19 protein-coding genes are annotated in these 19,348 nt (G+C 66.6%); 5 read left to right on the top strand and 14 right to left on the bottom strand.

What is annotated here, in order from left to right; translation table 11 throughout:
* Nucleotides 1-193 precede the first annotated feature (193 nt).
* The gene (locus KF837_40245; GenBank protein MBX3233624.1) at nt 194-628 is read right to left on the bottom strand and encodes a hypothetical protein; all 435 of its coding nucleotides are present in this window, start codon (nt 626-628) and stop codon (nt 194-196) included.
* Between the two features lie 211 nt (nt 629-839).
* Here KF837_40245 and KF837_40240 point away from each other — a divergent pair, with 211 nt between their 5' ends.
* Complete coding sequence (locus KF837_40240; GenBank protein ID MBX3233623.1) at nt 840-1,496, top strand: hypothetical protein; 657 nt, start codon at nt 840-842, stop codon at nt 1,494-1,496.
* A 3-nt stretch (nt 1,497-1,499) separates the two neighbouring features.
* Here the strand turns inward: KF837_40240 and KF837_40235 are convergent, their stop codons facing one another.
* From KF837_40235 to KF837_40195, 9 genes are all read right to left on the bottom strand, one after another.
* Nucleotides 1,500-2,747, bottom strand: a complete 1,248-nt coding sequence (locus KF837_40235; protein MBX3233622.1) for an MFS transporter — start codon at nt 2,745-2,747, stop codon at nt 1,500-1,502.
* Nucleotides 2,748-2,749: 2 nt separating this feature from the next.
* Nucleotides 2,750-5,845 carry an efflux RND transporter permease subunit gene (locus KF837_40230; GenBank protein MBX3233621.1) on the bottom strand — a complete coding sequence of 1,032 codons (3,096 nt, stop codon included), beginning with the start codon at nt 5,843-5,845 and terminating at the stop codon, nt 2,750-2,752.
* A 4-nt stretch (nt 5,846-5,849) separates the two neighbouring features.
* Entirely contained in the window at nt 5,850-6,992 is a 1,143-nt protein-coding gene (locus KF837_40225; protein ID MBX3233620.1) for an efflux RND transporter periplasmic adaptor subunit, read from the bottom strand.
* A 56-nt stretch (nt 6,993-7,048) separates the two neighbouring features.
* Nucleotides 7,049-7,405: a hypothetical protein gene (locus tag KF837_40220; GenBank protein MBX3233619.1), complete on the bottom strand. Its 357-nt coding sequence runs from the start codon at nt 7,403-7,405 to the stop codon at nt 7,049-7,051.
* Nucleotides 7,406-7,491: 86 nt separating this feature from the next.
* Nucleotides 7,492-8,631, bottom strand: a complete 1,140-nt coding sequence (locus tag KF837_40215) for a hypothetical protein (GenBank protein ID MBX3233618.1) — start codon at nt 8,629-8,631, stop codon at nt 7,492-7,494.
* A 233-nt stretch (nt 8,632-8,864) separates the two neighbouring features.
* Complete coding sequence (locus KF837_40210; protein MBX3233617.1) at nt 8,865-9,167, bottom strand: hypothetical protein; 303 nt, start codon at nt 9,165-9,167, stop codon at nt 8,865-8,867.
* A gap of 39 nt (nt 9,168-9,206) precedes the next feature.
* On the bottom strand, nt 9,207-9,560 hold the full coding sequence (locus KF837_40205) for a hypothetical protein (GenBank protein MBX3233616.1): 354 nt from the start codon (nt 9,558-9,560) through the stop codon (nt 9,207-9,209).
* Nucleotides 9,561-9,679: 119 nt separating this feature from the next.
* A complete protein-coding gene (locus KF837_40200) occupies nt 9,680-10,831 on the bottom strand; it encodes a hypothetical protein (GenBank protein MBX3233615.1) in 1,152 nt (383 codons plus the stop codon).
* Between the two features lie 212 nt (nt 10,832-11,043).
* Nucleotides 11,044-12,120 carry a DUF3800 domain-containing protein gene (locus KF837_40195; protein MBX3233614.1) on the bottom strand — a complete coding sequence of 359 codons (1,077 nt, stop codon included), beginning with the start codon at nt 12,118-12,120 and terminating at the stop codon, nt 11,044-11,046.
* An 82-nt stretch (nt 12,121-12,202) separates the two neighbouring features.
* On the opposite strand from KF837_40195, the gene KF837_40190 reads away from it, so the two are divergent.
* Both KF837_40190 and KF837_40185 read left to right on the top strand, forming a co-directional pair.
* Nucleotides 12,203-12,922 (top strand): hypothetical protein, encoded by a 720-nt coding sequence (locus tag KF837_40190; protein MBX3233613.1) that lies wholly within the window; start codon nt 12,203-12,205, stop codon nt 12,920-12,922.
* A gap of 83 nt (nt 12,923-13,005) precedes the next feature.
* Nucleotides 13,006-13,173, top strand: coding sequence for a hypothetical protein (locus tag KF837_40185; protein MBX3233612.1), 168 nt, complete (start codon nt 13,006-13,008; stop codon nt 13,171-13,173).
* An 18-nt stretch (nt 13,174-13,191) separates the two neighbouring features.
* Here the strand turns inward: KF837_40185 and KF837_40180 are convergent, their stop codons facing one another.
* Entirely contained in the window at nt 13,192-13,950 is a 759-nt protein-coding gene (locus KF837_40180) for a hypothetical protein (GenBank protein MBX3233611.1), read from the bottom strand.
* Between the two features lie 60 nt (nt 13,951-14,010).
* Nucleotides 14,011-14,355 carry a helix-turn-helix transcriptional regulator gene (locus tag KF837_40175; GenBank protein MBX3233610.1) on the bottom strand — a complete coding sequence of 115 codons (345 nt, stop codon included), beginning with the start codon at nt 14,353-14,355 and terminating at the stop codon, nt 14,011-14,013.
* 106 nt (nt 14,356-14,461) lie between these two features.
* On the opposite strand from KF837_40175, the gene KF837_40170 reads away from it, so the two are divergent.
* Nucleotides 14,462-15,886 carry a protein kinase gene (locus tag KF837_40170; GenBank protein MBX3233609.1) on the top strand — a complete coding sequence of 475 codons (1,425 nt, stop codon included), beginning with the start codon at nt 14,462-14,464 and terminating at the stop codon, nt 15,884-15,886.
* Nucleotides 15,883-16,746, top strand: coding sequence for a hypothetical protein (locus tag KF837_40165; GenBank protein MBX3233608.1), 864 nt, complete (start codon nt 15,883-15,885; stop codon nt 16,744-16,746). Before KF837_40170 ends, KF837_40165 begins: the two co-directional genes overlap by 4 nt.
* Nucleotides 16,747-17,614: 868 nt before the next feature.
* Here KF837_40165 and KF837_40160 read toward each other — a convergent pair.
* Entirely contained in the window at nt 17,615-17,842 is a 228-nt protein-coding gene (locus KF837_40160; protein ID MBX3233607.1) for a hypothetical protein, read from the bottom strand.
* Nucleotides 17,843-18,513: 671 nt separating this feature from the next.
* A complete protein-coding gene (locus tag KF837_40155; GenBank protein ID MBX3233606.1) occupies nt 18,514-19,311 on the bottom strand; it encodes a site-specific DNA-methyltransferase in 798 nt (265 codons plus the stop codon).
* Between the last annotated feature and the right edge of the window lie 37 nt (nt 19,312-19,348).

Here is a 19,348-nt window from a genome sequence, read left to right as displayed (position 1 = left end):
GGGGCGTGGGGCGCGTCGCGAGATCCTGCGCGGCGCCTTCGGTCGTGTCCGTCGTGTCGGCGGTAACGGCGCTGCACGCCGCGCACGAGAGAGCGCCAACGAGCCACGTCATGCGAAGCATGGTGGACCGGCTCATGTCAGATCTCCCCGCGGCAGCTGCGGAAGCGCCAGTTCGAGTATTCGCCGAACATGATCACGAGATCGCTCGCGTCGCCGCCCCCGCCCGCCGCGACGGCGATCCCATGACCGTCGCGCGCGATGCCGACCCAGCCTCGTATGGTTCCATTCGCAACGAGCGCGACGAGAAGTCGTTCGCGTGAAAGACGCCTCGCTCGAGCCGACCCGCGAGGATGAATTCGCCCTTCTCGTTGATCGTTCCCGCGGGCACGTCGTGGACCTCGACGCCGTGGGTCAACGCATAGACGGCGTCCTCGTCGTGGATGACGAGCTGGACCTCGCGGCGCTCATCGCGGTTCACATCGAGCACGGCCCTATCGCAACGGATGGCGGCTTGCCACTCGGTGGTCGTCGAGGCCTGCGTCGAGGCCGACGCCGTCTCGTCGTCCGGGGCGCCGCCACAGGCAGCCGCCGCGAGAAGGAAGGGAATGCAAAGGAACGTGGTCTTCATCAGGGCTTCTCCTGACGCGCCGCGCAGCAGGAGGTGTTCCAGCGTCCCACATGACGAGAATCACGCTGTTTCTCGGGTGAATGCTTGCGCGCCGTTACCTGTCGGTAACAGCCGCGCGGCTTCGGCTCCTCGCCCCGTCACCGGGAGGTGTCACTCGGACACCTGCCGTCGCGTGCATGCGACCGGCATGTCCGTTGCTCTCTCGTCGCGCGTGAAAACCTATCGACTCGCATGCTTCGTCGGGCTCATCGTCGCGGCGTGCTCGCCAACGAGCGACTACACGAAGACCGACGGCGGACCGAACAACCCGGCCGCGAAAGGACAGGTCTATGCGTACAACTTCGACGCGGCGCCGACCGGCGCGCTCCCATCCGAGCTCGCGCACGTCCTCGGCGACTGGCGCGTGAGCGAAGGGGCTCAAGGTCGCTTCCTCGAGCAAACCGGGGAGTTTCACACGGCGGACTTTCCGCGCGTCGTGCTGAAGGACATCGCCTTCACGAACGTCCACGCGAAGGTGCGCTGCAGCATGCGCGCGGGCGAGACCGATCGCGCGTGCGGCCTCATGTGGCGCTTCGTCGACAGCGACAACTACTATCTGACCCGCGCGAACTCGCTCGAAGACAACGTTCGCTTCTACAAAGTCGTCGACGGCGACCGCGAGGAGCTCGCCAGCAGAGACATCAAGATTCCCGCCGGTGACTGGCACACGCTCGAGGCGTTCATGGAAGGCACGCACGTGCGCGTCGTCTGGGACGGACAGACCGTCATCGAAGACGACGACCGCACCTTTCAGGTCGGCAAGGTCGGGCTTTGGACGAAGGCGGACTCGGTCACCTCCTTCGATGATCTGGAAGCGACCGAGCTCTGACGTTCACGCGTGCGAGTGCCGAGGATCCGCCGGCCGTACGATCGCCGCGAGCACCGTCACGACGAGACAGGTCGCGCCCGCGGCGGTCAGCGCGGTGGGCGCTCCCCAGCGGACCGCAGCGTGGCCCATCGCGGGATAGGTGACCAGCCAACACGCGTGCGTGAGCGCGAAATGCGCGGCGTACGCGCGTCCGCGTTCGGCCTGCGACGTATGCTCGGCGAGGAGCGTGGAGCCCGGGATCGCCACGAGGGCTTGGCCCGCGCCGAGGATCGACCAGAGCGCCGCGACGGCGATCAGCGGTGGGCCGAGCGCGATCGGGAGAAGCGCCGCGCTCATGCAAAGACCACCCGCGAGGAGCGCGCGGCGACCCCAGCGATGCCGCGCCGCGTGAACCTCGTTCGGCGCCACTCGGCGCTCGTACCGGCCTGTCACGCGCCCGAGCGCGAGCGCCATCATCGATGAGCCCACGCCGACCGCGGCCATCACGAGCGACACCGCCGTCTCCCCTCGCCCGAGCACGTTTCGAACGAGCGCGACGGTCACCACGATCGCGCCCGCCCCGGCCGTCGCCTCGGCGAAGCTGAGCAAGATCGCCTGACGGAGCGAGGGCTCACGCAAGACGATCCGCATGCCGACACCGAGATCGCGGACGAAGCCGCGAAACGACATCCGCTGGTCGCGCGCGTTCGCCTTGGGCAGCGCGACGAGCCCGACGAGAAGCGCCGAGCCGAGATAGGTCGCGGCGTCGAACCAAAAGACCCCGTCGACCCCGACGAAGGCGACGATCGCGGCGGCGACCACGGGGGAAGCCAACGCCTCGACGTCGCTCGCGATGCGCGACAGACCGAGCGCCCGCACGAGGTCTTCCTCCGCGACCACCGCGGGGATGCTCGCCTCGAACGTCGGCGTGAAGAAGGCGGTCAGCGCGTTGAGCAGGAAGACGACGACGTAGACGTGCCAGACGGCGGTCACGAACGGCATGAAGGCGAGGAGCGCGGCGCGGAGAACGTCGGACGCGATCAGGATCCGCTTCCGAGATCCGCGATCGGCGAGCACCCCCGCGGGCTGCGAAAACACGAGAAACGCGAGGATTCGCAGCATCAGCGCGTTCCCCACGAGCGCCGTTGCCTCGTCGCGGCCCGCCAGCCGATACGCGAAGAGCGCGAGGCCGATCGTCGTCGCGCCGCTACCGAGCAGCGAGACGATCTGCGCCGCGAAGAGCAACGCGAAGTTGCGGTTTCGGCGGAGCATGCTCACGACGTCGGTCGCGGCGCGAACCGCGCGTAGAGCGCCGGCAGCGCGACGAGCGTGAGGATCACGGCGGAGACGAGGCCGCCAATGACGACCGTCGCGAGCGGCCGCTGCACCTCGCTTCCGGGCGCAGTCGAGACGGCCATCGGAACGAAGCCGAGCATCGCGACGAGCGCCGTCATGAGCACCGGTCGGAGGCGCAGCCCCGCCGCCGTGTGAATCGCACGCTCCGGCGTCTCGCCTCTTTCTTCGAGGTGCTTGCTGAAAGAGACCATGACGAGGCCGTTCAGCACCGCGACGCCGAAGAGCGCGATGAAGCCAACCGCGGCGGAGACGCTGAACGGGATGCCACGGATCGCGAGCGCGAAAACCCCGCCGATGAGCGCAAAGGGAACCGTCGCATAGACGAGAAGCGCCGTGCGAAGGGAGCCGACGCCGAGCCAGAGGACGAAGAGAATGAGCCCGAGCGCGAGCGGGACGACGATCGCCAAGCGCTCGCGCGCATCGACGTAGTGCTCGAATTCGCCGCCCCACGTGACACGATACCCCTTCGGGAGGTCGATCTTCGCGGCCGCGCGTCGCGCATCTTCGACGACGCCGAGAACGTCACGTCCGCGGACGTTCAGCTCGACGAGGAGCCGGCGCGACTGAGCCTCGCGATTGATCTCGGCCGGGCCTTCTTGCAGGACCACGTCCGCGACCTCACCGACCGGCACGAGCGTCCCCCGACTCGTGGCGACGGGAAGCCCCGCGACGGCGGAGGTGTCTCCCGCGAAATGCGCGTCCGTCTTCACGACGATTCCGAAGCGGCGCTCGCCTTCGAACATCTGGCCCGCCGGATGCCCGACCGAGATCGCCTCGACGACGGCAGCGAGGGCTTCGATGCTGACGCCGTGTCGCGCGAGCTTCTGTCGATCGGGGATGACGCGCAAATAGCGGAGCCCCGCGACGTCTTCGACGCGCACGTCGACCGCGCCGGGGATGGTGCGGAGCTTCGCGGCGAGCTTGTGCCCGAGCGCGGCGAGCACTTCGTTGTCCTCGCCGTACAGAAGCGCGGCGACGTCGGAGCGGATCCCGGCCACGAGCTCGTTGGTGCGCATCTCGATCGGCTGCGAGATGCCCGCCGCGACCTCGGGCACGTGCTCGTCGAGCGCCTTAGCGACATCGTTCGCGAGCGCTTCTTTCGAAAGGCCTCGCCGCCACTCGCTGCGATCCGCGAGCTCGATGTACACGTCCGTCTGCGAGAGTCCCATCGGATCGGTCGCGAGCGCCGGCGCCCCGGTCTTGCTCACGACATGGCGAACCTCTGGGATCTTCAGCAGCGCACGTTGCATTCGGGCGTCCGTTGCGATCGACTCGGAGAGCGCCGCGTCGGGAAAGCGCCGCGCCTCCACGAGGATCTCCCCTTCGTCGAGCTGCGGTACGAACTCCGCTCCGACGCGCGTGAACATGAGCAGCGCTCCGGCGAGCAGCGCCACGCTGCTACCGATGACGATGGCGCGATGCCGCGCCGCGGCGGCGAGCACCGGCTCGTAGATCGCGTGCGCTTTGCGGATCAGCCAGGTGTCGCGGTGATCCGTGCGCGGCTTGATGACGAGGCTCGCCAGCACGGGGATGACGGTGAGCGTGAGCAAGAAGGCGCCGCCGAGCGCGAGCAAGACGGTCGTCGCCATCGGCCGAAACAATTTCCCTTCGATCGACGTAAGCGAAAGGATCGGAAGGTAGACGATGGCGATGATGGCCTCGCCGAAGACGCTCGCGGCGCGAACTTCGAGCGTGGCTTCTTCCACGACGCGCACGCGCGTCTCGCCGTCGAGCGGCGCCGCTTGTTTTCGCTGAGCCTCGGCGAGGTGCCGAGAGGCATTCTCGACGACGATGACGGCGCCGTCGACGATGAGGCCAAAATCGATCGCACCGAGGCTCATGAGGTTTCCGCTCATGCCCGTCGCGCCCATGATGGCGACCGCAAAGAGCAGCGAGAGCGGGATCGTGAGCGCGACGACGAGCCCCGCGCGCAGATCGCCGAGCAGGACGAGGAGCACGACGATGACGAGCCCGGCGCCCTCGAGCAGGTTTTCGCCGACGGTGCGGGTCGTGCGACGAACGAGCTTCGAGCGATCGTAGAACGGCTCGATCTTCGTGCCTTGCGGAAGCGATGGGCCCAGCTCATCGAGCTTCTTCTTCACGCGCTCCGTCACGGCGAGCGCGTTCTCGCCCGTTTGCATGAGGACGACGCCGACGACCGCCTCGCCGCGATCGTCCACGGACGCGGCGCCGACGCGGAGCGAATGCCCGATGCGGATCTCCGCGACCGACCCTACCGTGAGCGGCACGCCGTTCTCGGTGCGCCGAACGACGACGTCGGCGAGATCTTTCGGCCCGCGCAAGAGCCCGTCGAGCCCGACGACGAGATGCTCGCGCGCGTGCTCGACGTAGCCGCCGCCGGCATTCGCGTTGTTGTTTCGGATCGCGTCCGCGACATCGTCGATCGAGAGCGACGCGGCCTTCAGCCGGCTCGGGTCGACGATCACTTCGTACTCCTTACGCTGGCCGCCGAACGCGTTGACCTCGACGACGCCCGGCACGGTGCGAAGCTGCGGAATGATCGACCACTCGAGGAGCGCGGTCGTGTCTTTGAGCCCGAGCTTCTCGTTCGTGATCGCGAACTGGAAGATCTCACCCAGGCCGCTCGTCATCGGCCCCATGACGGGCCGGCCGTAGCGCGCGGGCACGGCGTCGACCGCGCGCGGCATTCGCTCGGCCACGAGCTGCCGTGCGAGGACGATATCGGTCGCGTCCTCGAAGACGACGGTGACGAGCGAAATGCCGTACTTCGATAGCGACCGCACTTCGATCGAGCCGGGCAACCCGGCCATCACGCGTTCGACGGGAATCGTGACGTAGCTCTCGACCTCAACGGGCGCGAGCGCCGGCGCGCCGGTGATGATCTGGACCTGCACGCTCGTCACGTCCGGCACGGCGTCGAGCTTCAAACTCGACGCCGATCGGAGCCCGACCAGAACGAAGACGACGAGAAGAACGAGGACGACGGCTCGATGACCGAGTGACCAGCGCACGATCGCGGTGAGGAGCGCCATCTCTTTACTCCTCCGTGAACGACGACTTGAGCGCGATGCTCTTCAGGGTGAAGACGCCATCGACGACGATCTCGTCGCCCTCGTTCACCCCGCGCACGACGGCGAGGCGATCGCCCGCGGCCGCGCCGGTCTCGACGTCGCGCGGCTCGAACTCCTCGGGCCCTTTCTTGACGAAGACGACGCGCCGGCCTCCGAGATCCGCGAGCGCGGCGCGCGGGATCGTGACGACGGGCGGACCGGCGTCGGCGGCGTTCGCTTTGGACATGATCCGCGCGAGGCCGGTCATGCCAATGCGGATCGCACCATCTCGATTGTCGATCGGAATGCGGACGCTCGTCGTCCGCGTCGCCGGATCGAGCGCGCGGCCGAGGAGCTCCACGGAAGCGTCGACGGTGCGGTCGGGCAGCGCCGTCAACCGCACGCGCGCGGTCGCCCCGATGTCGACGAGCGGAAGATCCCGCTCGAAGACTTGTGCGACGAACCAGACGCGCGAGAGGTCGGCGACCGTGGCGATCGTTTGATCCGAGCGAAGCGGTTGTCCGACCAGTGCCTCGCGCGAGACGACGACGCCGTCGACGGGCGCGCGCAGCGTGACCTGAAATCCGGAGTCCGTCTCGGACGGCGCACCCATCGCGCCGATCTGTTCGCGGAGCGCGGCCGTTTGCGCCTCGAACGACTTCGCCTGCGCCTCCGCATCGAGGTACGCCTGCTCGGTCGCGAGCTGCCTTTCCGAGAGGCCCTTGAGGCGATTCGCATCCGCGCGAGCAGCGGTCGCGCGCGCCGCGGCGGTCGCGAGCTCACCGCGAAGCCGTCCGAGATCGGGAACGCGGAGGACGGCGAGCGGCTCGCCTTTCTTGACCGTCTCGCCTTCGCCGAACCGAACCGAGTCGAGCCTCCCCGCGACCGGCGACGACACGCGCGCCGTTCGATCGGGCGTCGAGACGATTTCGCCGGCGATCTCGACCGTGCGCCCGAGGACCTCGCGCGTCACGCGCTCGCTCCGGACCTTCGCGTCGGTCTGCACGCCGATCGCGAGATGCACGTTCGTCGAGGAGGGCGCGCGCTTTTGCGGCGCCTCCTCGGATGGATGGACGCGTGAACAGCCCACGGCGATGAACGCCGCAGCAAAGAGCCAAACCGAATGCACGATGACCTCCTCCGCGCGGGCCGCGCGGACGTTTCGCGAGCGATGACGACGAAGCGTCAGCCGCGAGGAGGTCGATAGACGCCGCGGTAGAGCGGCGTCGCTGGTGCTTCGCTCGGTGCCTCGGCGATGGCGAGTCGCGCACTCCCCGGTGCCGCGAGCGACACGAGAATGGGCGACGCCAGCGAAGCGCCGCCGGGCTGCGCGTGATGCGATGCGGGCGAGCCGGGCGCTTGCGTCGGATCGTCGTCGTCGGGATCGAGAGGTGTCCCGGCGTGGTGGCCGGTCGTCACGAGCTCGTGCACGTCGGCCGCGAAATGCGCGAGCCCCGACGAATGAAACACGATGACGAGCAGCGCCGCGCGAACGAGCGCGACGAGACAAGCTCGCCATCGTGACGCGGCAACCCGCTTCATTCGCCGGAGACCCTAGCACGGCGCGGAAGCGCCCTTCCTTCGTGCTACCTGCGTCGCAGCGCGTGCCACGCGCGATCGTCAGCCGCTCACTCGTAGCTGCCCGTGATGATCGACTCTCCGAAGTAGCCGGGGTGGTACTTGTTCAGCTTCCCCGCCTTGCGGTTGGACGACTTCGGCGAGCGAAGGAAGCGGAGGGTTTGGATCGGCTTGGTCGCCGCGCCGGAGGCGTCGACGAAGGCGGCTTTCGCATCGGTGATGTCCGAGTCCGAGTCGCCGTAGAAGACGTCGAGGTCGAGCGCCTTGATGCGATCGGCCTTGCCCTTCGGGTTGCCGGGTTGGTCGATGTCCGGCTCGAAGAAGACATCCTCCTTCGCGATGCCGAGCTCCTGCTCGATGAAGTGGCGCAGCGGATCGCCATTGATGTCCGGGCGCGCCGTGATCGCGTAGACCTTGTGGCCGTGCGCCTTGTGGCGCTTCACCAGCTCGATCGCGCTCGACTTCGCGGTGCTCGCGACATTGTCCGGCAGGAGCTTGGTCGTGCCGTCCGGGAGCGTGATGCTCTGCGCGTTGCATCCGCTGTCGCAGCCGTTCGTGTGCGTCCAGAACACGGTGTCCGTCGGCGCGGGCGTTCCCCCCGTCGCGAAGCCTCGCGTAAACGTCGGCGTGGTGAAGGCGAGCGTGTCGTCGATGTCGAAGGCGACGGCCTTCACGCCCGTGAGGTTGACCCGCGACGCGGCGACCAGCTTCAACTTCAGAAGACCGAGGAGCTTCGCTTTGTCGAACGAGCAGCTCAAGGTCATGCTGGCCGCCGGCGTCTTGTAGAGCAGCGTCTTCGCCCCCGCGAGGTCGATCTCGAGCGCGTTCGGACCGTCGACGGGAACCACCTGAAGCCCGGCGTCGCTGAAGTCGACGAATTCGTTCACGACCGCGTTCGCGCTCGCACTGTCGTCGAGGCGCACGCTGAGCGAGGGACGCTGCGCGGTCGCCGTGAAGAGCGTCGCTCCGTTCGTCGTCGCGCGGATGTCGAACGCGTCCGCACGCGCGGAGACGACGACCGTGCTCTTCGTCGCGTCGGCGTTCTTGCACGTAAACGCGTACGACGTCGCTGCGCTCGTGAGCGCGTCGTCGGTCCCGTCGCTGCTTTCGGTGTCGTCTGCACCCGGCGTAGCAGCGCAGGCGATGAGGGGCAGCGTGAGAAGGGCGATGAAAGCGAGCTTGGTGGACATTTTTCAGGAGCTCCGTGGGGTTACGGGAGCGCCCAGTGCACGCGGGGTGCCAGTGAGTAAGTGTAGGTAATGACGCGCGTCGCGGACGCGAGTGTTCCCGGTGGGTAACGGAGCCGCGAAGCTTTCGAGCTCGCTCGTTACGACGAGGTAACAACGCGCCGCGACGATGGCGAGCAGCGACGCGCGCACGAGCGCACGCGATAAGCTCGCCATCGTACGAACGCCCGCGAACCTCAGCCGCCGTCGCCGGCGTCGCTCGTCCCGGGTGCCGTGCACGTCGCGAGGCACTCAGCCTTCTTCGCCGCGCACTTCTCCTCGGTCGGATTGTCGTGCCCGACCTCGTGACAGTCGTGGGCGGGGCCAGGCCCGTTGTCGAGCGGGTGGCAGGCGGTGATGATCGCCTGACACGACGGAAACTCGCTCGTATGTCCGCCAGACGAGGACGACGAATGATCGTGATCGTCATCGTCCGAACAACCCCAAGCCGCGGCCACGAAGACGGCGAGGATCGCCGTCCCAAAGATCTTCCTGTTCATGATTTCACCTCGAAAATGATTGGTTCGTCGGTTGGTTGGCTAAACCGGACGAACCCGAGGCGGTGGCGTAGGCGGCGGATCGGCGCCGCGGGAGACACGGACGTGATGTGCGGGGAGGTCGCGGCGGACCATGGGCGCCGCCGCGATGACGAAGGGCGCCGGGAGCACGGCGCGGAGGACGCTGCCGCCGAACGCGACGTCGTCGTCGCCACAGCGTCCCTCGAGCGACTCGGTCGAGAGGCGTGGCGAATGCTCGGGGTCGCAGATGGAGCACGTGCAGTCGTGGTGCTCGAGCGAGCAGTGGCAAACGTGAGGGCTCTCGACGCCAACGAGACGCGCCCACGTCGGAAGCGCGCCCATGCTCGCGAGCGGCAGGAGAAGCGCGAGCGTCACGAGTCGAAGGAGCTCGCACGTCCATGCGCGTCGCGTCGCTCGCTTCATCCGTGCCCCGGCATGGCCGGCCGTCGACTACAACGGTCGAGGGCCGGAGCCTAGCGATTCCGCGACGTCGATCAATTCACGAAGAAGTAGTGGGCCTTGTTGTCGGTGCCGAGCGTGTACACGCCGTATCCGGAGCGGGTGCCGCGAATGGTCGGGATCGCCCAGTAGACGAAGCCGCCGGGCATCGCCTCGTCGACGGCGTCGACGGCTTCACGCAGCGTCATGCGCGCCGTCTGCACGAGCGTGAGATCGCGGGCGGAGCGCGCGACGTGCTCGAAGTCGGGCATCTTGAACTCGGACTTCGAAGGCGCATACGCGGGCGCCGTGGGATCGCCGGCGAGCTCGAAGAACGAGTTGCGCTCGGCGTCGACGTCGATGCCCTTGCCGATGGGATACACGCTGAGCGAGAGCTTGCCGTCGTGATCGAGCTCGAACTTGGCTTCGATCGCCGGACCGTGCGCCGCCTCCGCCTGCGCGAGCGCGCGGGCCATCGAGATTTTCGATGCGCGCACGACGGTGAGGTCGGAGCCAACCTCCGGGTGCCGCGCGTCCGTCGCGAGCGAGCCCGGACCCGATCCGATCTCCTCGAGGCAATCGTCGGCCTCGTCGCTGCCGCGCCCGTCGATGAAGCGATAGGCCTGGCGCCCGCTCGGCGTGAGCGCATAGACGCCGTAACCCGCGCGGTGGTTGCGGATGGTCGGAATGGCCCAGAAGACCTTGCCCATGCTGGACGCCGCGGCGACGGCATCGGCCACGCCGAGGCGCGAGAGCTGGACGAGCATGAGGTCACGCGACGAGCGGAGCACGTGCTCGTCGTCTTCGAACGTCGAGAGGTCGCCACGGAACGCGGTCGCGGTCGGATCGCCGGCGAGCTCTTGGAAGACGTTTCGCTCGCTGTCGAGCGCGAGACCTGCCCCGACCGGATAGAGGCTCAGCGCGAGCTTCCCGTCATGTCCGAGCTCGAACTTCGCTTCGATGACGGGCCCGTTCTCCGTTCCAACCTTGCGGACAGCGTCGGCCATCGAGATCTTCGACTGACGAACGACGGTGAGGTCCGCGCCGAGCTCGGGCACGCGTTGGTCGGTCGCTTTCGCGCCGGGGCCACTGATGAGCGCATCTTCCGTCGCGACCGCGTCGCCGTCGTCGGACGGCGACGCGGTGCACGCGGCAGCGGCGGTGGAAGCAAGGACGAGCGCGACGAGAGAGAAGGAACGAGCAAGCATGAGATCCTCAATGGGTCTGGAGTTGCTCGCGCCCTCAGCAATGTCGGTGCCGCGGCGACACCGACCGCATTTCGAGCGGTTGCCACTGTCGCTCGCGACGATGTGTTACCGACCGGTTCGACGTTTCAGAAATGGCTGTTACGGAGAGGTTCCGCTCAGCGCCTGGAGTGAGGCCGGGGCTGTGCGCAACGTCGACGGACCGGACGAATCGATCAAGCCGAGCGCGTCTTCGTGATGACGGAGGCGACGTAGTCGTTCGGTTCCATCACGCCCGGTGCCCGCGGTGCCCCCTTTGCGACCGAGGGAGTCGGCCAGATCGCGCTTGCGATGAGCTGCCCGAGCGCCGGCTCGATGACCGCGTCGAGTGCGCTGGCGTATCGATCCGACTCGGGCGCGCCGCGTACGACCCAGGTTGCCCAGCGGCCGACCGCGCCGGCCACGACGTCGGCGATCTGGAGGGCGGCGCTGTGCTTTGAATCCTCGAAGCGAGTCGCAGTGACGCCGATTGGATATTCGACGGTTGCTCCACCACGCCCGACGACCGCGGCCGGCGCATCGGGCGCGAGAAGCGCGTCCCAAAGCCATTTGCTCTTCACCATCGGCGACGAGCGATCGTGGACGATGTTGAACGGCGGTGAGAGACGACGCCGCCATGCCCAACATTGCTGAAGCGCGAGAGGTAACGAAAGATCGAGGCAACGGTCCGGAAGGTCTTCGGTCCAATTCACGCCGTACTTCGCGATCGCGATGCGGAAAAAGTTCGGAAGACCATCGAGGGCCCCGCCGACGTCCGCGGACGAAAGAACGGTGTTGCAAGCACGCACGTGCTCAGGTGCGCGCGTACGGACCGCACGTTGAAATGCACTTCCGACGTCGAAGAGAAGCTTTTTCGAGTGTGCGCCGAGCGAATAGTAGAGCACCGCGGCGAGCGCATCGTGTCCGCCCTGGTCGTAAAGGTCGAGCCCGTCCTCGAACATCATCGGCTCGATGAGATGATCGACGATCTTCGCGATGAGAGCGTACGGCTTGTATGCCATCGATGCGCGCGCCCGGTCCGACGTCAGCACCGCGTCGAGGAGTGCGGTCACGGCAGCGTGGTGCTGTTCGCGCCGTTGGAGACTCGAGTGTTTGAGCTCCTCGGCTTTAACATGTCCGAAGTGCTGCTCTTTGAGCGCGCTCGCTTCATCCTCCGTGAGGTTGTGCGACGCCACCACGAAGACGGGCTGGTCCGGCTGCGCGAGGTCCTCGCCCGTGAAGCCACACTCGTCGAGAAAGACCGTCTGCTCCATGTGGCTCCGCGCCGATCATAGCGCGCGCGAATGAGTGCGCCGGTCCGGCGCCTCTCCGCGCTTGCCGTAACATCGGGGTGACATGCGAAAGACGGGACTCGCCGACTTCGAAAGGTCAATCTCGCGCGCCGTCCGGGCGGAGGTCGAGCGGGTCGCTCCGGCCGATCGCCTCGCCGCCCTGCAGTGGCTGCTCACGTGCACGATGACCTACGCGAGCGAGTTGGCGCACGAGCCAAAAGCGACTCGGTTCGGAGAGGGCGCGGTCCCGGAAGTCGACAGAGCGCATGCTCGCGACCTGATGGAGATCCTCTATCCGCTGACGCTCGGGCTGGTCCCCTTCGACCGTGCCGTGGTCGGCGCTGTCCAATCGGGTGCGCGTCGCGCCACGAAGACGATCATTGCGAAGACGCCCAACATGGCCGAATTCGTCCGCGGGCTCGGCGAGCCCGAGCAGGTCCTTCATCGCGCCGTGCTCAAGCGCGTTCGCGCCGGCACCACGACGAGCGCGCTCGCTCCCTATCTTCGTGTTTTCGTCAGCGCTCGGGGCGCTCTCTTGAACGCAGACCTCGTCGAAGATCGCGCCGCGGTCCCCGACCCACTCGACGCCAAGATCGCACGCGCCATAAGTCGTTACGCGGACGGCGGGGGAATCCACGTGCCGCGGGCCGTCGCATGTCGACGGGTCGGAGAGCGGCCGCGGCGCGGTCGTGTTCACGGCGAGCAGGAGTGCCGCTGCTCCGAGTGCATCACCGTTCGCATCATCAAGCGTGCGCGCGCCGTCCAGCGGTCAGCGCGCGGATAAACGCTTTTTGAAAGTCGTCTATTTGCCGACTGCGAGGCGCGAGCGTCCGAACGATGACGCAGAGTGAGGGCACGAGGTTTCTGATGAAGACGACGACCAGGAAACGGCGCCCGACGGGTGCGGGCCGCCTCCACATTCAACTCGAGCTCACTCTGACCAATCCGCGCGCGTGGGCGCTCGCCATCGCCTTCGCGGCCGCCATCGCGACGCACTGGTCGCCGGCCTGGCGCGTCGCTTCGCTCGTGGCGTAAGTGAGATCTCGCCGTGCGCTACGCGCGTTTCGCGACTCGCTCCCAGCGGGACTTGAGCAGCTCTTCCGCATCCCCGGCCGGGTCCATATCTTTTGGTGGGTGAACGGACGCCGCCGCGCACCCTCGCGTGTATCCCGTTGCTGCGACGCCCAGCCAGCGCGTGACCAGGGCCGGGCCGAAACTGATGCTCGTGAAGCCCGGACGGAGCCGCATGTACATCACTTCATCGTCGACGGTGAATCCGTGCGTCCGATGGGCCGGTGCGGTGAGATGAAGGATGGGGCAACGGTAGAAGCGGTAGAGCATGGCCGCATAGGTGTATTCAGCAGCCAATGACCGGAGCGGCTTGCTTGCCCCGATCTCCGGACATTCATCGATCAATTCGCCGAGCGGTTTGTCGAGATACGATCGCGGAAGCTCATTCGGGTGTTCGCCGATGCGCCGAGCGAGGAGCTTTTCGGCGGGACCCGCCGTCTCCGAGGCGTAGCGTTTCCAGTCCTCGGCAAACGACACGACCGCGACGAGCTGTGCGCTCGGCTCGGTCGGCGCGAAACGCGCCATCATGCGGGCGAGCCGAATGCTCGGCGGCGGGTTCCCGCCGAGCTCCCGCGAGAGCTCCTCAACCGTCGCCGGGAAGTCGTGAAACCAGATCGCCCCAAGCGCATCGAGCGCGCCCGCGGCCAGGCCGATGCCGTCGACCGTGAGCCCGCGCCCGACGAGCTCGTCGGCGAGATCGGCGCGGCGGTGGAAGTGTCGTTCGAACGCTTCATCGACCATGCACGAGCCCGTAGCACAGCTCCTATTGCGGCGGGATGTTGGCCCAGAGCGAGCCGTTCCTCAGCGACGCTTCGCTCGTGTCGTCGGTGACCGCGAACGACCGGCCTTCTTCGGTTTCGGAGGTTCTTCTGTCGCATCGGCTCGCCGCTGCTTCCGGGCGGAAGCCAACGGACCCTCGCTCGTCGGCTTCTCGTCCGGCTTCAGAAGCTCGAGTGGCTCGACGCCGAGCGCGTCCGCGATCCGCTGGATGACAGCGAGCGTGGCCGAGCTCGTCTTCTTGAGCAGCGACCAGAGGTAGGAACGAGCGATGCCCGCGCGATCCGCGACGTGGCTCAACGGAATCTTCTTGGCTCGCGCGAGCTCGCGCAGCCGTGCCGCGAGTGCGTCCTCGAGCCGTGATGCCACGGACCGAGCGTGGCCGTTGCTGGCCGGCTTGCTGTCCTATATATAGGACAGTGGAGCTCAAAACGGGGCTGCGCCGGGTCGGTCGGGGAGGAAGTGCCAAGGTCCCATGTCAGAGTCCGACGATCTTGCGGTCGCAGAAGCTCGCGTCGGGCAGGTGCTCGGCGACAAGTACCGCATCGAACGCGTGCTCGGGATCGGCGGCATGGCCGCGGTCTACGCCGCGACCCATCGAAACGGGCGCCGTGTAGCGCTCAAGCTTTTGCATCCCGAGCTCAACGCGCGACCGGATCTTCGGAAGCGGTTCCTTCGCGAGGCGCAGGCCGCCAACGCGGTGAATCATCCCGGCGTCGTCGCCGTCATCGACGACGACGTGAGCGACGACGGCGTTGCGTACCTCGTCATGGAGCTGCTCGACGGGAGGACGGTCGAGGAGCTCGCTGCAGCAGAGGGCGGGAAGCTTTCGATCAAAGCCACGCTCTCGATCGCGGCGGACCTTTGCGCGGTCCTCGCCGTGGCTCATGGCCTTGGTGTCGTTCATCGTGACTTGAAGCCGGCAAATCTGTTCGTCACAACCGACGGCGCACTGAAGGTTCTCGACTTCGGCATCGCGCGCGTGCGTGATGAGGCCGGACCGCGCGCGACGCAGACAGGTGCCGTGATGGGAACCCCGGCGTTTATGGCGCCGGAGCAAGCCGCGGGCTTGGTAAAAGACGTGGGCCCGCCCGCCGACATCTGGGCCGTCGGAGCAACCATCTTCAACCTTCTCACTGGTCACGCAGTGCATGAAGGTCAGTCCGCGCAGCACCTCGCGATTTTGGCCGCGACGACCCCTGCCCGCTCTCTCGCGACAGTTCTGCCCGACGCGCCGACCGAGCTGATCGCGCTCGTCGACCGCGCGCTCGCGTTCGACCAAGGAAGTCGATGGGAGTCCGCCGCTGCACTCCGAGCGGCGATCGACGAGATCGTCGCGACACTCACGGAGAGCGCAACACCGATCGGCGCAGGCTTGAGCGAGACGATGCTGGCGGCCGCGAAGGTCGCCGTTCCCGGCTCGACGCTCGCTTCGAGGGGCAACCGCCATCCGCCGGTACTTGGAAAAACGACTTCGGAACCGGTCTCGAGCACAGCGGAAACGCGGATTCGTCACCCTCGCTCGCGCACCGTGCACGTCGTGCGCCGACGATGGCTCGCGCTTTCCATCGCCGCCATCGCGCTCGTCGTGGCAGTTGGAATGAGCGCGCGTCCACGTCGTCCGGGCGCCGAGGAAGGCCAGAGAAGCAGTACGCCGACGTTGGGTGCAGCAACCGCAGCTGAGAATCTCGTCGATGCGGCCAAGGAACCAACTCCGCCGACGTCGGCGCCCATTGAGCCGGCTGAATCTCCTTCACGGGCGCCTGCTCGTGCGACGAGACCCTCGGCCAACAAGCCGCGTCCGCCAGCGCCACCGAAGAGCACATCGGCGAAGTCGAACTGCGACCCACCGTTCACCATTCAAGACGGCATCCAAGTGCACAAGCCGTGGTGCCCATGAAGTGGCGCGACGCCACGGCGATCCTGCTCGGCATCGTGACCTGGCTCGCGTCCAGCGAGGCGCGAGCGTCCGAAGAGAGCACCTGCTCTGCCGCGCACGTGCGCGCGCAGATACTCAAACGCGATGCGCCGGACAGTCTTCTCGAGCGCCGCGCCGCGCTTCGCACATGCTCGAGTGCCGTCTGCGCTCGTTCCATCGTCGACGCATGCTCGGCCTGGCTGCGCGATGTCGACGCCCGCATTCCGAACATCACGGTTCGCGTCGTCGATGCGCACGGCGGCAGCACGCCAGTCACATCAATCCTCGTCGACGGGAAGGCGCAATCATCGGCCGTGGCGCTCGACTTGGACCCTGGCGAACACACCGTCGTCGTACAGGCGGGCGGTTCGAAGGAGACGCGAGCCGTCGTCCTCCGCTCCGGGGAGAAGGGACGCGCGATCGACATCGTCCTCCGCTCGGACGAGTCGGAGCGTGGTGCGCCTGGCAAGGTGTCTGCGATCGACCCCGGTGCCGCCGGCGCCACACGACGCCCGCAGTGGCCCTTGTACGCGACCCTTGCGCTCGCTGGCGTTGGTCTCGCGACGAGCGCCGTTTTTGGAGTCCTGTGGACGAAAGGCGATTCGCGCTGCGCGAATCAGAACACCTGTCCGGATCGAGCCACTACGGATCACGCGAACGCGGAGCTTCGGCAGCTCGCCGTCGGATTCTGGGCGGGGGCCGGTGTCGCGTTCGTCGGTGCGAGCCTCGCTACCTGGTTCCTACTCTCCGAGCCGGCTCCAAAACGAAGCGCTCGCCCCTCTCCGCTCGTCGCAGCGCGCGTTGGTATCGGCTGGATCGGAGTCCACGGGGAATTCCGATGAAAATTCGGACCACCATTTTCATGATGCTGACGCTCTCGTGCGGAGACCGGTACCACTCCGCAGTCATGACGGGCGAGGAACCGCCGGCGTCGTCGGGCTCCTCGTCGTCGGGCTCATCGAGCAGCGGCACGTCGCCCGCACAGGTTGGCTGCGAGCCAGGAACGAGCACCTCTTGCGCCTGCTTGGGAGTGACGGACGGTGTGGCGACCTGTTCGGCAGCTCGCGTGTTCGGCAGTTGTGATTGCCCTACTGGTGGCTCGTCGACGAGCGGTGGCTGTTCTCACGAGCTGTGCAACGGGAAGTGCTGCAATCCAGATGAGCGCTGCATTTCGAGCAACGGCGCCAAAATCTGCGCGCGAACCTGTGTAACGGGTTCGGACTGCGGGCTCGGCGCGTGCTGTTCGCCTCAACCCAATGGCCAAGGCGCATGCCTTGGCGCCGCGAACACTAACGACGGCCTTTGTCTCTGCAAAACGACGAGCGACTGCGCGGGCGGCGCCTGCACGCCGTCTCTCGGTTACTACACATGCCAACCGGATAGCGGCGAACATTATCGCGGCTGTTATTCCAAACCGTGTGGCTATCGTCACGACTGCGTTGCCGACAATCTTGGTAATCGCTATTGCGCCCCCGACAATTTGAACGCCGATCAGTGCGCACTGGGATGGTGCATTGGTCCATTTCTGGGAATGGGCGAGCAAGGGAGCTGCCACAATCCGCCGGGTGAGCAATGCAATACAGACTGCATGCTTTGCTCGACCAAACCTTGGTGAGCGCGAGCGGTCGAGCGCCTGGCGTCCGGTTCGCGGCGCCCGTGCGGCACGTGTGAGCCCGCCTGCGATGGTCGCGCGGCTTGCTGCCGGCTTCACTACTCGTCGGTCGCCACTACGAGCTGGTCGGCCGAAGAGGCTTCCTCGGTCGCGAGAACGTCTGCCACGGCGACGCTCACGACCTTCGGTTTCGGTCGTTTGCTCGCCGACGTGACGTGCTCGAAGATGTCGACCACGACGTAATACACGGTGTGGTTGCCGACGCGGAAGCAGGGGAAGCCATCGTCGCGATCCCCTTTCAGATCGAAGATGACGTCGCAGTTCACGAAGATCACGAGGTAGCCCGCGGGCTCGTTGTGGTCCCGGCAGTAGTCCGCGATCTGTCGGAAGCCGGACGCGATCGTGCGAAGCGCCTTGGCGGACGCGTCGACATACTTCGCATCGGCGACAAGGGGTTCCCCTCGAGCTTCCCGCGAGACGACGTCGGGCTCGCCCGCTCACGGATTCGATCCAGAAGTCGACGCCCTGATCGTGAAGGTATTCATAGAAGTCGAACGCTAGAGCCAATGCCGTTCACTTACGCGGCTTCCGACGAGCTGTTGTAGGGCGCTTTCTGTCGTAGTTGCTCATTTTGATCTTCACGGCGCGGGGGAAGAGTCGGTCCGAGCGTCGTGGAGGCAAGATGAAGCGCTTTAGCTCTTCGCGGAGTTTGCGAAGGTTCTTCGGAATCGCTCCGGGGGCGTTGGATGCGGCGGCCCACGCCCACTCGTCGCGAATCAATCGGAGGCTCATCACGAAGCTGATGCGCGATGGCTCGCCGCTCGTCCTCGACCTCCCGTATTCGTTGGATGGGAATGCAGGGTAGTGACGACCGATTCTCGCGAAAGACGGTTCAGTACGAGCGCCTCTCACCCTCGTTTTCTGCGGGTTTCCTGCGGATCGCGCCTCTCCTCGTGGCGATCAGTGGTCCGACATGAACACGCCGCCCATCAGGCGTTCAGCCCACTCGCGTTTTCGTTGGGCTTTTCCCAAGAACGACATGAGCGCCAGACGTCGGTGCTTTCATCCGACTTCGGGCGTTCTCCTTGGCTGCCGTCACGCGCCGATCCGCCGCGAGCGCGTCCTGCTCAATGGCTTCGCAGCCGAGGAACGTCCGCCCGAGGTTGTGCGCCACGATGCCCGTCGTCCCGAAGCCCGCGAAGAAGTCCACGACGAGGTCACCGTCGTTGGAGTGCCCCTTGATCAAGCGAGCGAGCAACGGCAGCGGGCGTCGGCAGGAGCGCTCGGGACGAAAGACCTGCTCGATGTCGCTCCACACGTTCGAGACCTTCTTGAACTCGTTCTTGGTGGAGCGCTTGTTCCGTTCGTCGAGCCACTGCGGGTTGAACGTGAAGGCTCCGCGCTTCTCGCTCGCCGTGAACCAGATGATCTCATCGCGAGCGAAGAGGTAGTTGTCGTCCTTGCCGAAGGAGCGGCTCTTCTTCCAGGTGATCCAGTTGCGGAAGAACCAGCCGTTCTTCTCGGCGCCCTTGAGGACGTCAAAGAGCGGATGCTGCCCGTGCTTGCCGATCGCTTGGAACATGATGAGCGAGCCCGTGGGCTTGATCTTCTTCCGCGCCAGAACGAGGAGACCGACCAGCCACTCGGCGTACTGCTCCGCGCTCTCCCACTTGTGATCCCAGAGGTCGCGAACGATCTTGTAGTAGGGCGGGTCGATGAGGAAGAGATCCACGCTCTCGTCCTTCAGCGCGGTCAGGAACTTTTCGGCGTCGGCGGCGACCACGTAGTTGCTCACGACGCCGAGGCTATCCGAGAGCAGAGATCGGGTGCCA

The sequence above is a fragment of the Labilithrix sp. genome, from assembly GCA_019637155.1.
Classification (GTDB): domain Bacteria; phylum Myxococcota_A; class Polyangia; order Polyangiales; family Polyangiaceae; genus Labilithrix.
The sequence above is the reverse complement of the archived record's forward strand: the minus strand, read 5'-3'. Positions and strand labels throughout refer to the sequence as shown.

Coding starts and splice junctions, on each gene's coding strand:
- KF837_40185 (MBX3233612.1), top strand. CDS start 13,006: ATGAAGACGACGACCAGGAAACGGCGCCCGACGGGTGCGGGCCGCCTC.
- KF837_40215 (MBX3233618.1), bottom strand. CDS start 8,631: ATGTCCACCAAGCTCGCTTTCATCGCCCTTCTCACGCTGCCCCTCATC.
- KF837_40245 (MBX3233624.1), bottom strand. CDS start 628: ATGAAGACCACGTTCCTTTGCATTCCCTTCCTTCTCGCGGCGGCTGCC.
- KF837_40235 (MBX3233622.1), bottom strand. CDS start 2,747: ATGCTCCGCCGAAACCGCAACTTCGCGTTGCTCTTCGCGGCGCAGATC.
- KF837_40230 (MBX3233621.1), bottom strand. CDS start 5,845: ATGGCGCTCCTCACCGCGATCGTGCGCTGGTCACTCGGTCATCGAGCC.
- KF837_40190 (MBX3233613.1), top strand. CDS start 12,203: ATGCGAAAGACGGGACTCGCCGACTTCGAAAGGTCAATCTCGCGCGCC.
- KF837_40170 (MBX3233609.1), top strand. CDS start 14,462: ATGTCAGAGTCCGACGATCTTGCGGTCGCAGAAGCTCGCGTCGGGCAG.
- KF837_40200 (MBX3233615.1), bottom strand. CDS start 10,831: ATGCTTGCTCGTTCCTTCTCTCTCGTCGCGCTCGTCCTTGCTTCCACC.
- KF837_40220 (MBX3233619.1), bottom strand. CDS start 7,405: ATGAAGCGGGTTGCCGCGTCACGATGGCGAGCTTGTCTCGTCGCGCTC.
- KF837_40165 (MBX3233608.1), top strand. CDS start 15,883: ATGAAGTGGCGCGACGCCACGGCGATCCTGCTCGGCATCGTGACCTGG.
- KF837_40195 (MBX3233614.1), bottom strand. CDS start 12,120: ATGGAGCAGACGGTCTTTCTCGACGAGTGTGGCTTCACGGGCGAGGAC.
- KF837_40180 (MBX3233611.1), bottom strand. CDS start 13,950: ATGGTCGATGAAGCGTTCGAACGACACTTCCACCGCCGCGCCGATCTC.
- KF837_40210 (MBX3233617.1), bottom strand. CDS start 9,167: ATGAACAGGAAGATCTTTGGGACGGCGATCCTCGCCGTCTTCGTGGCC.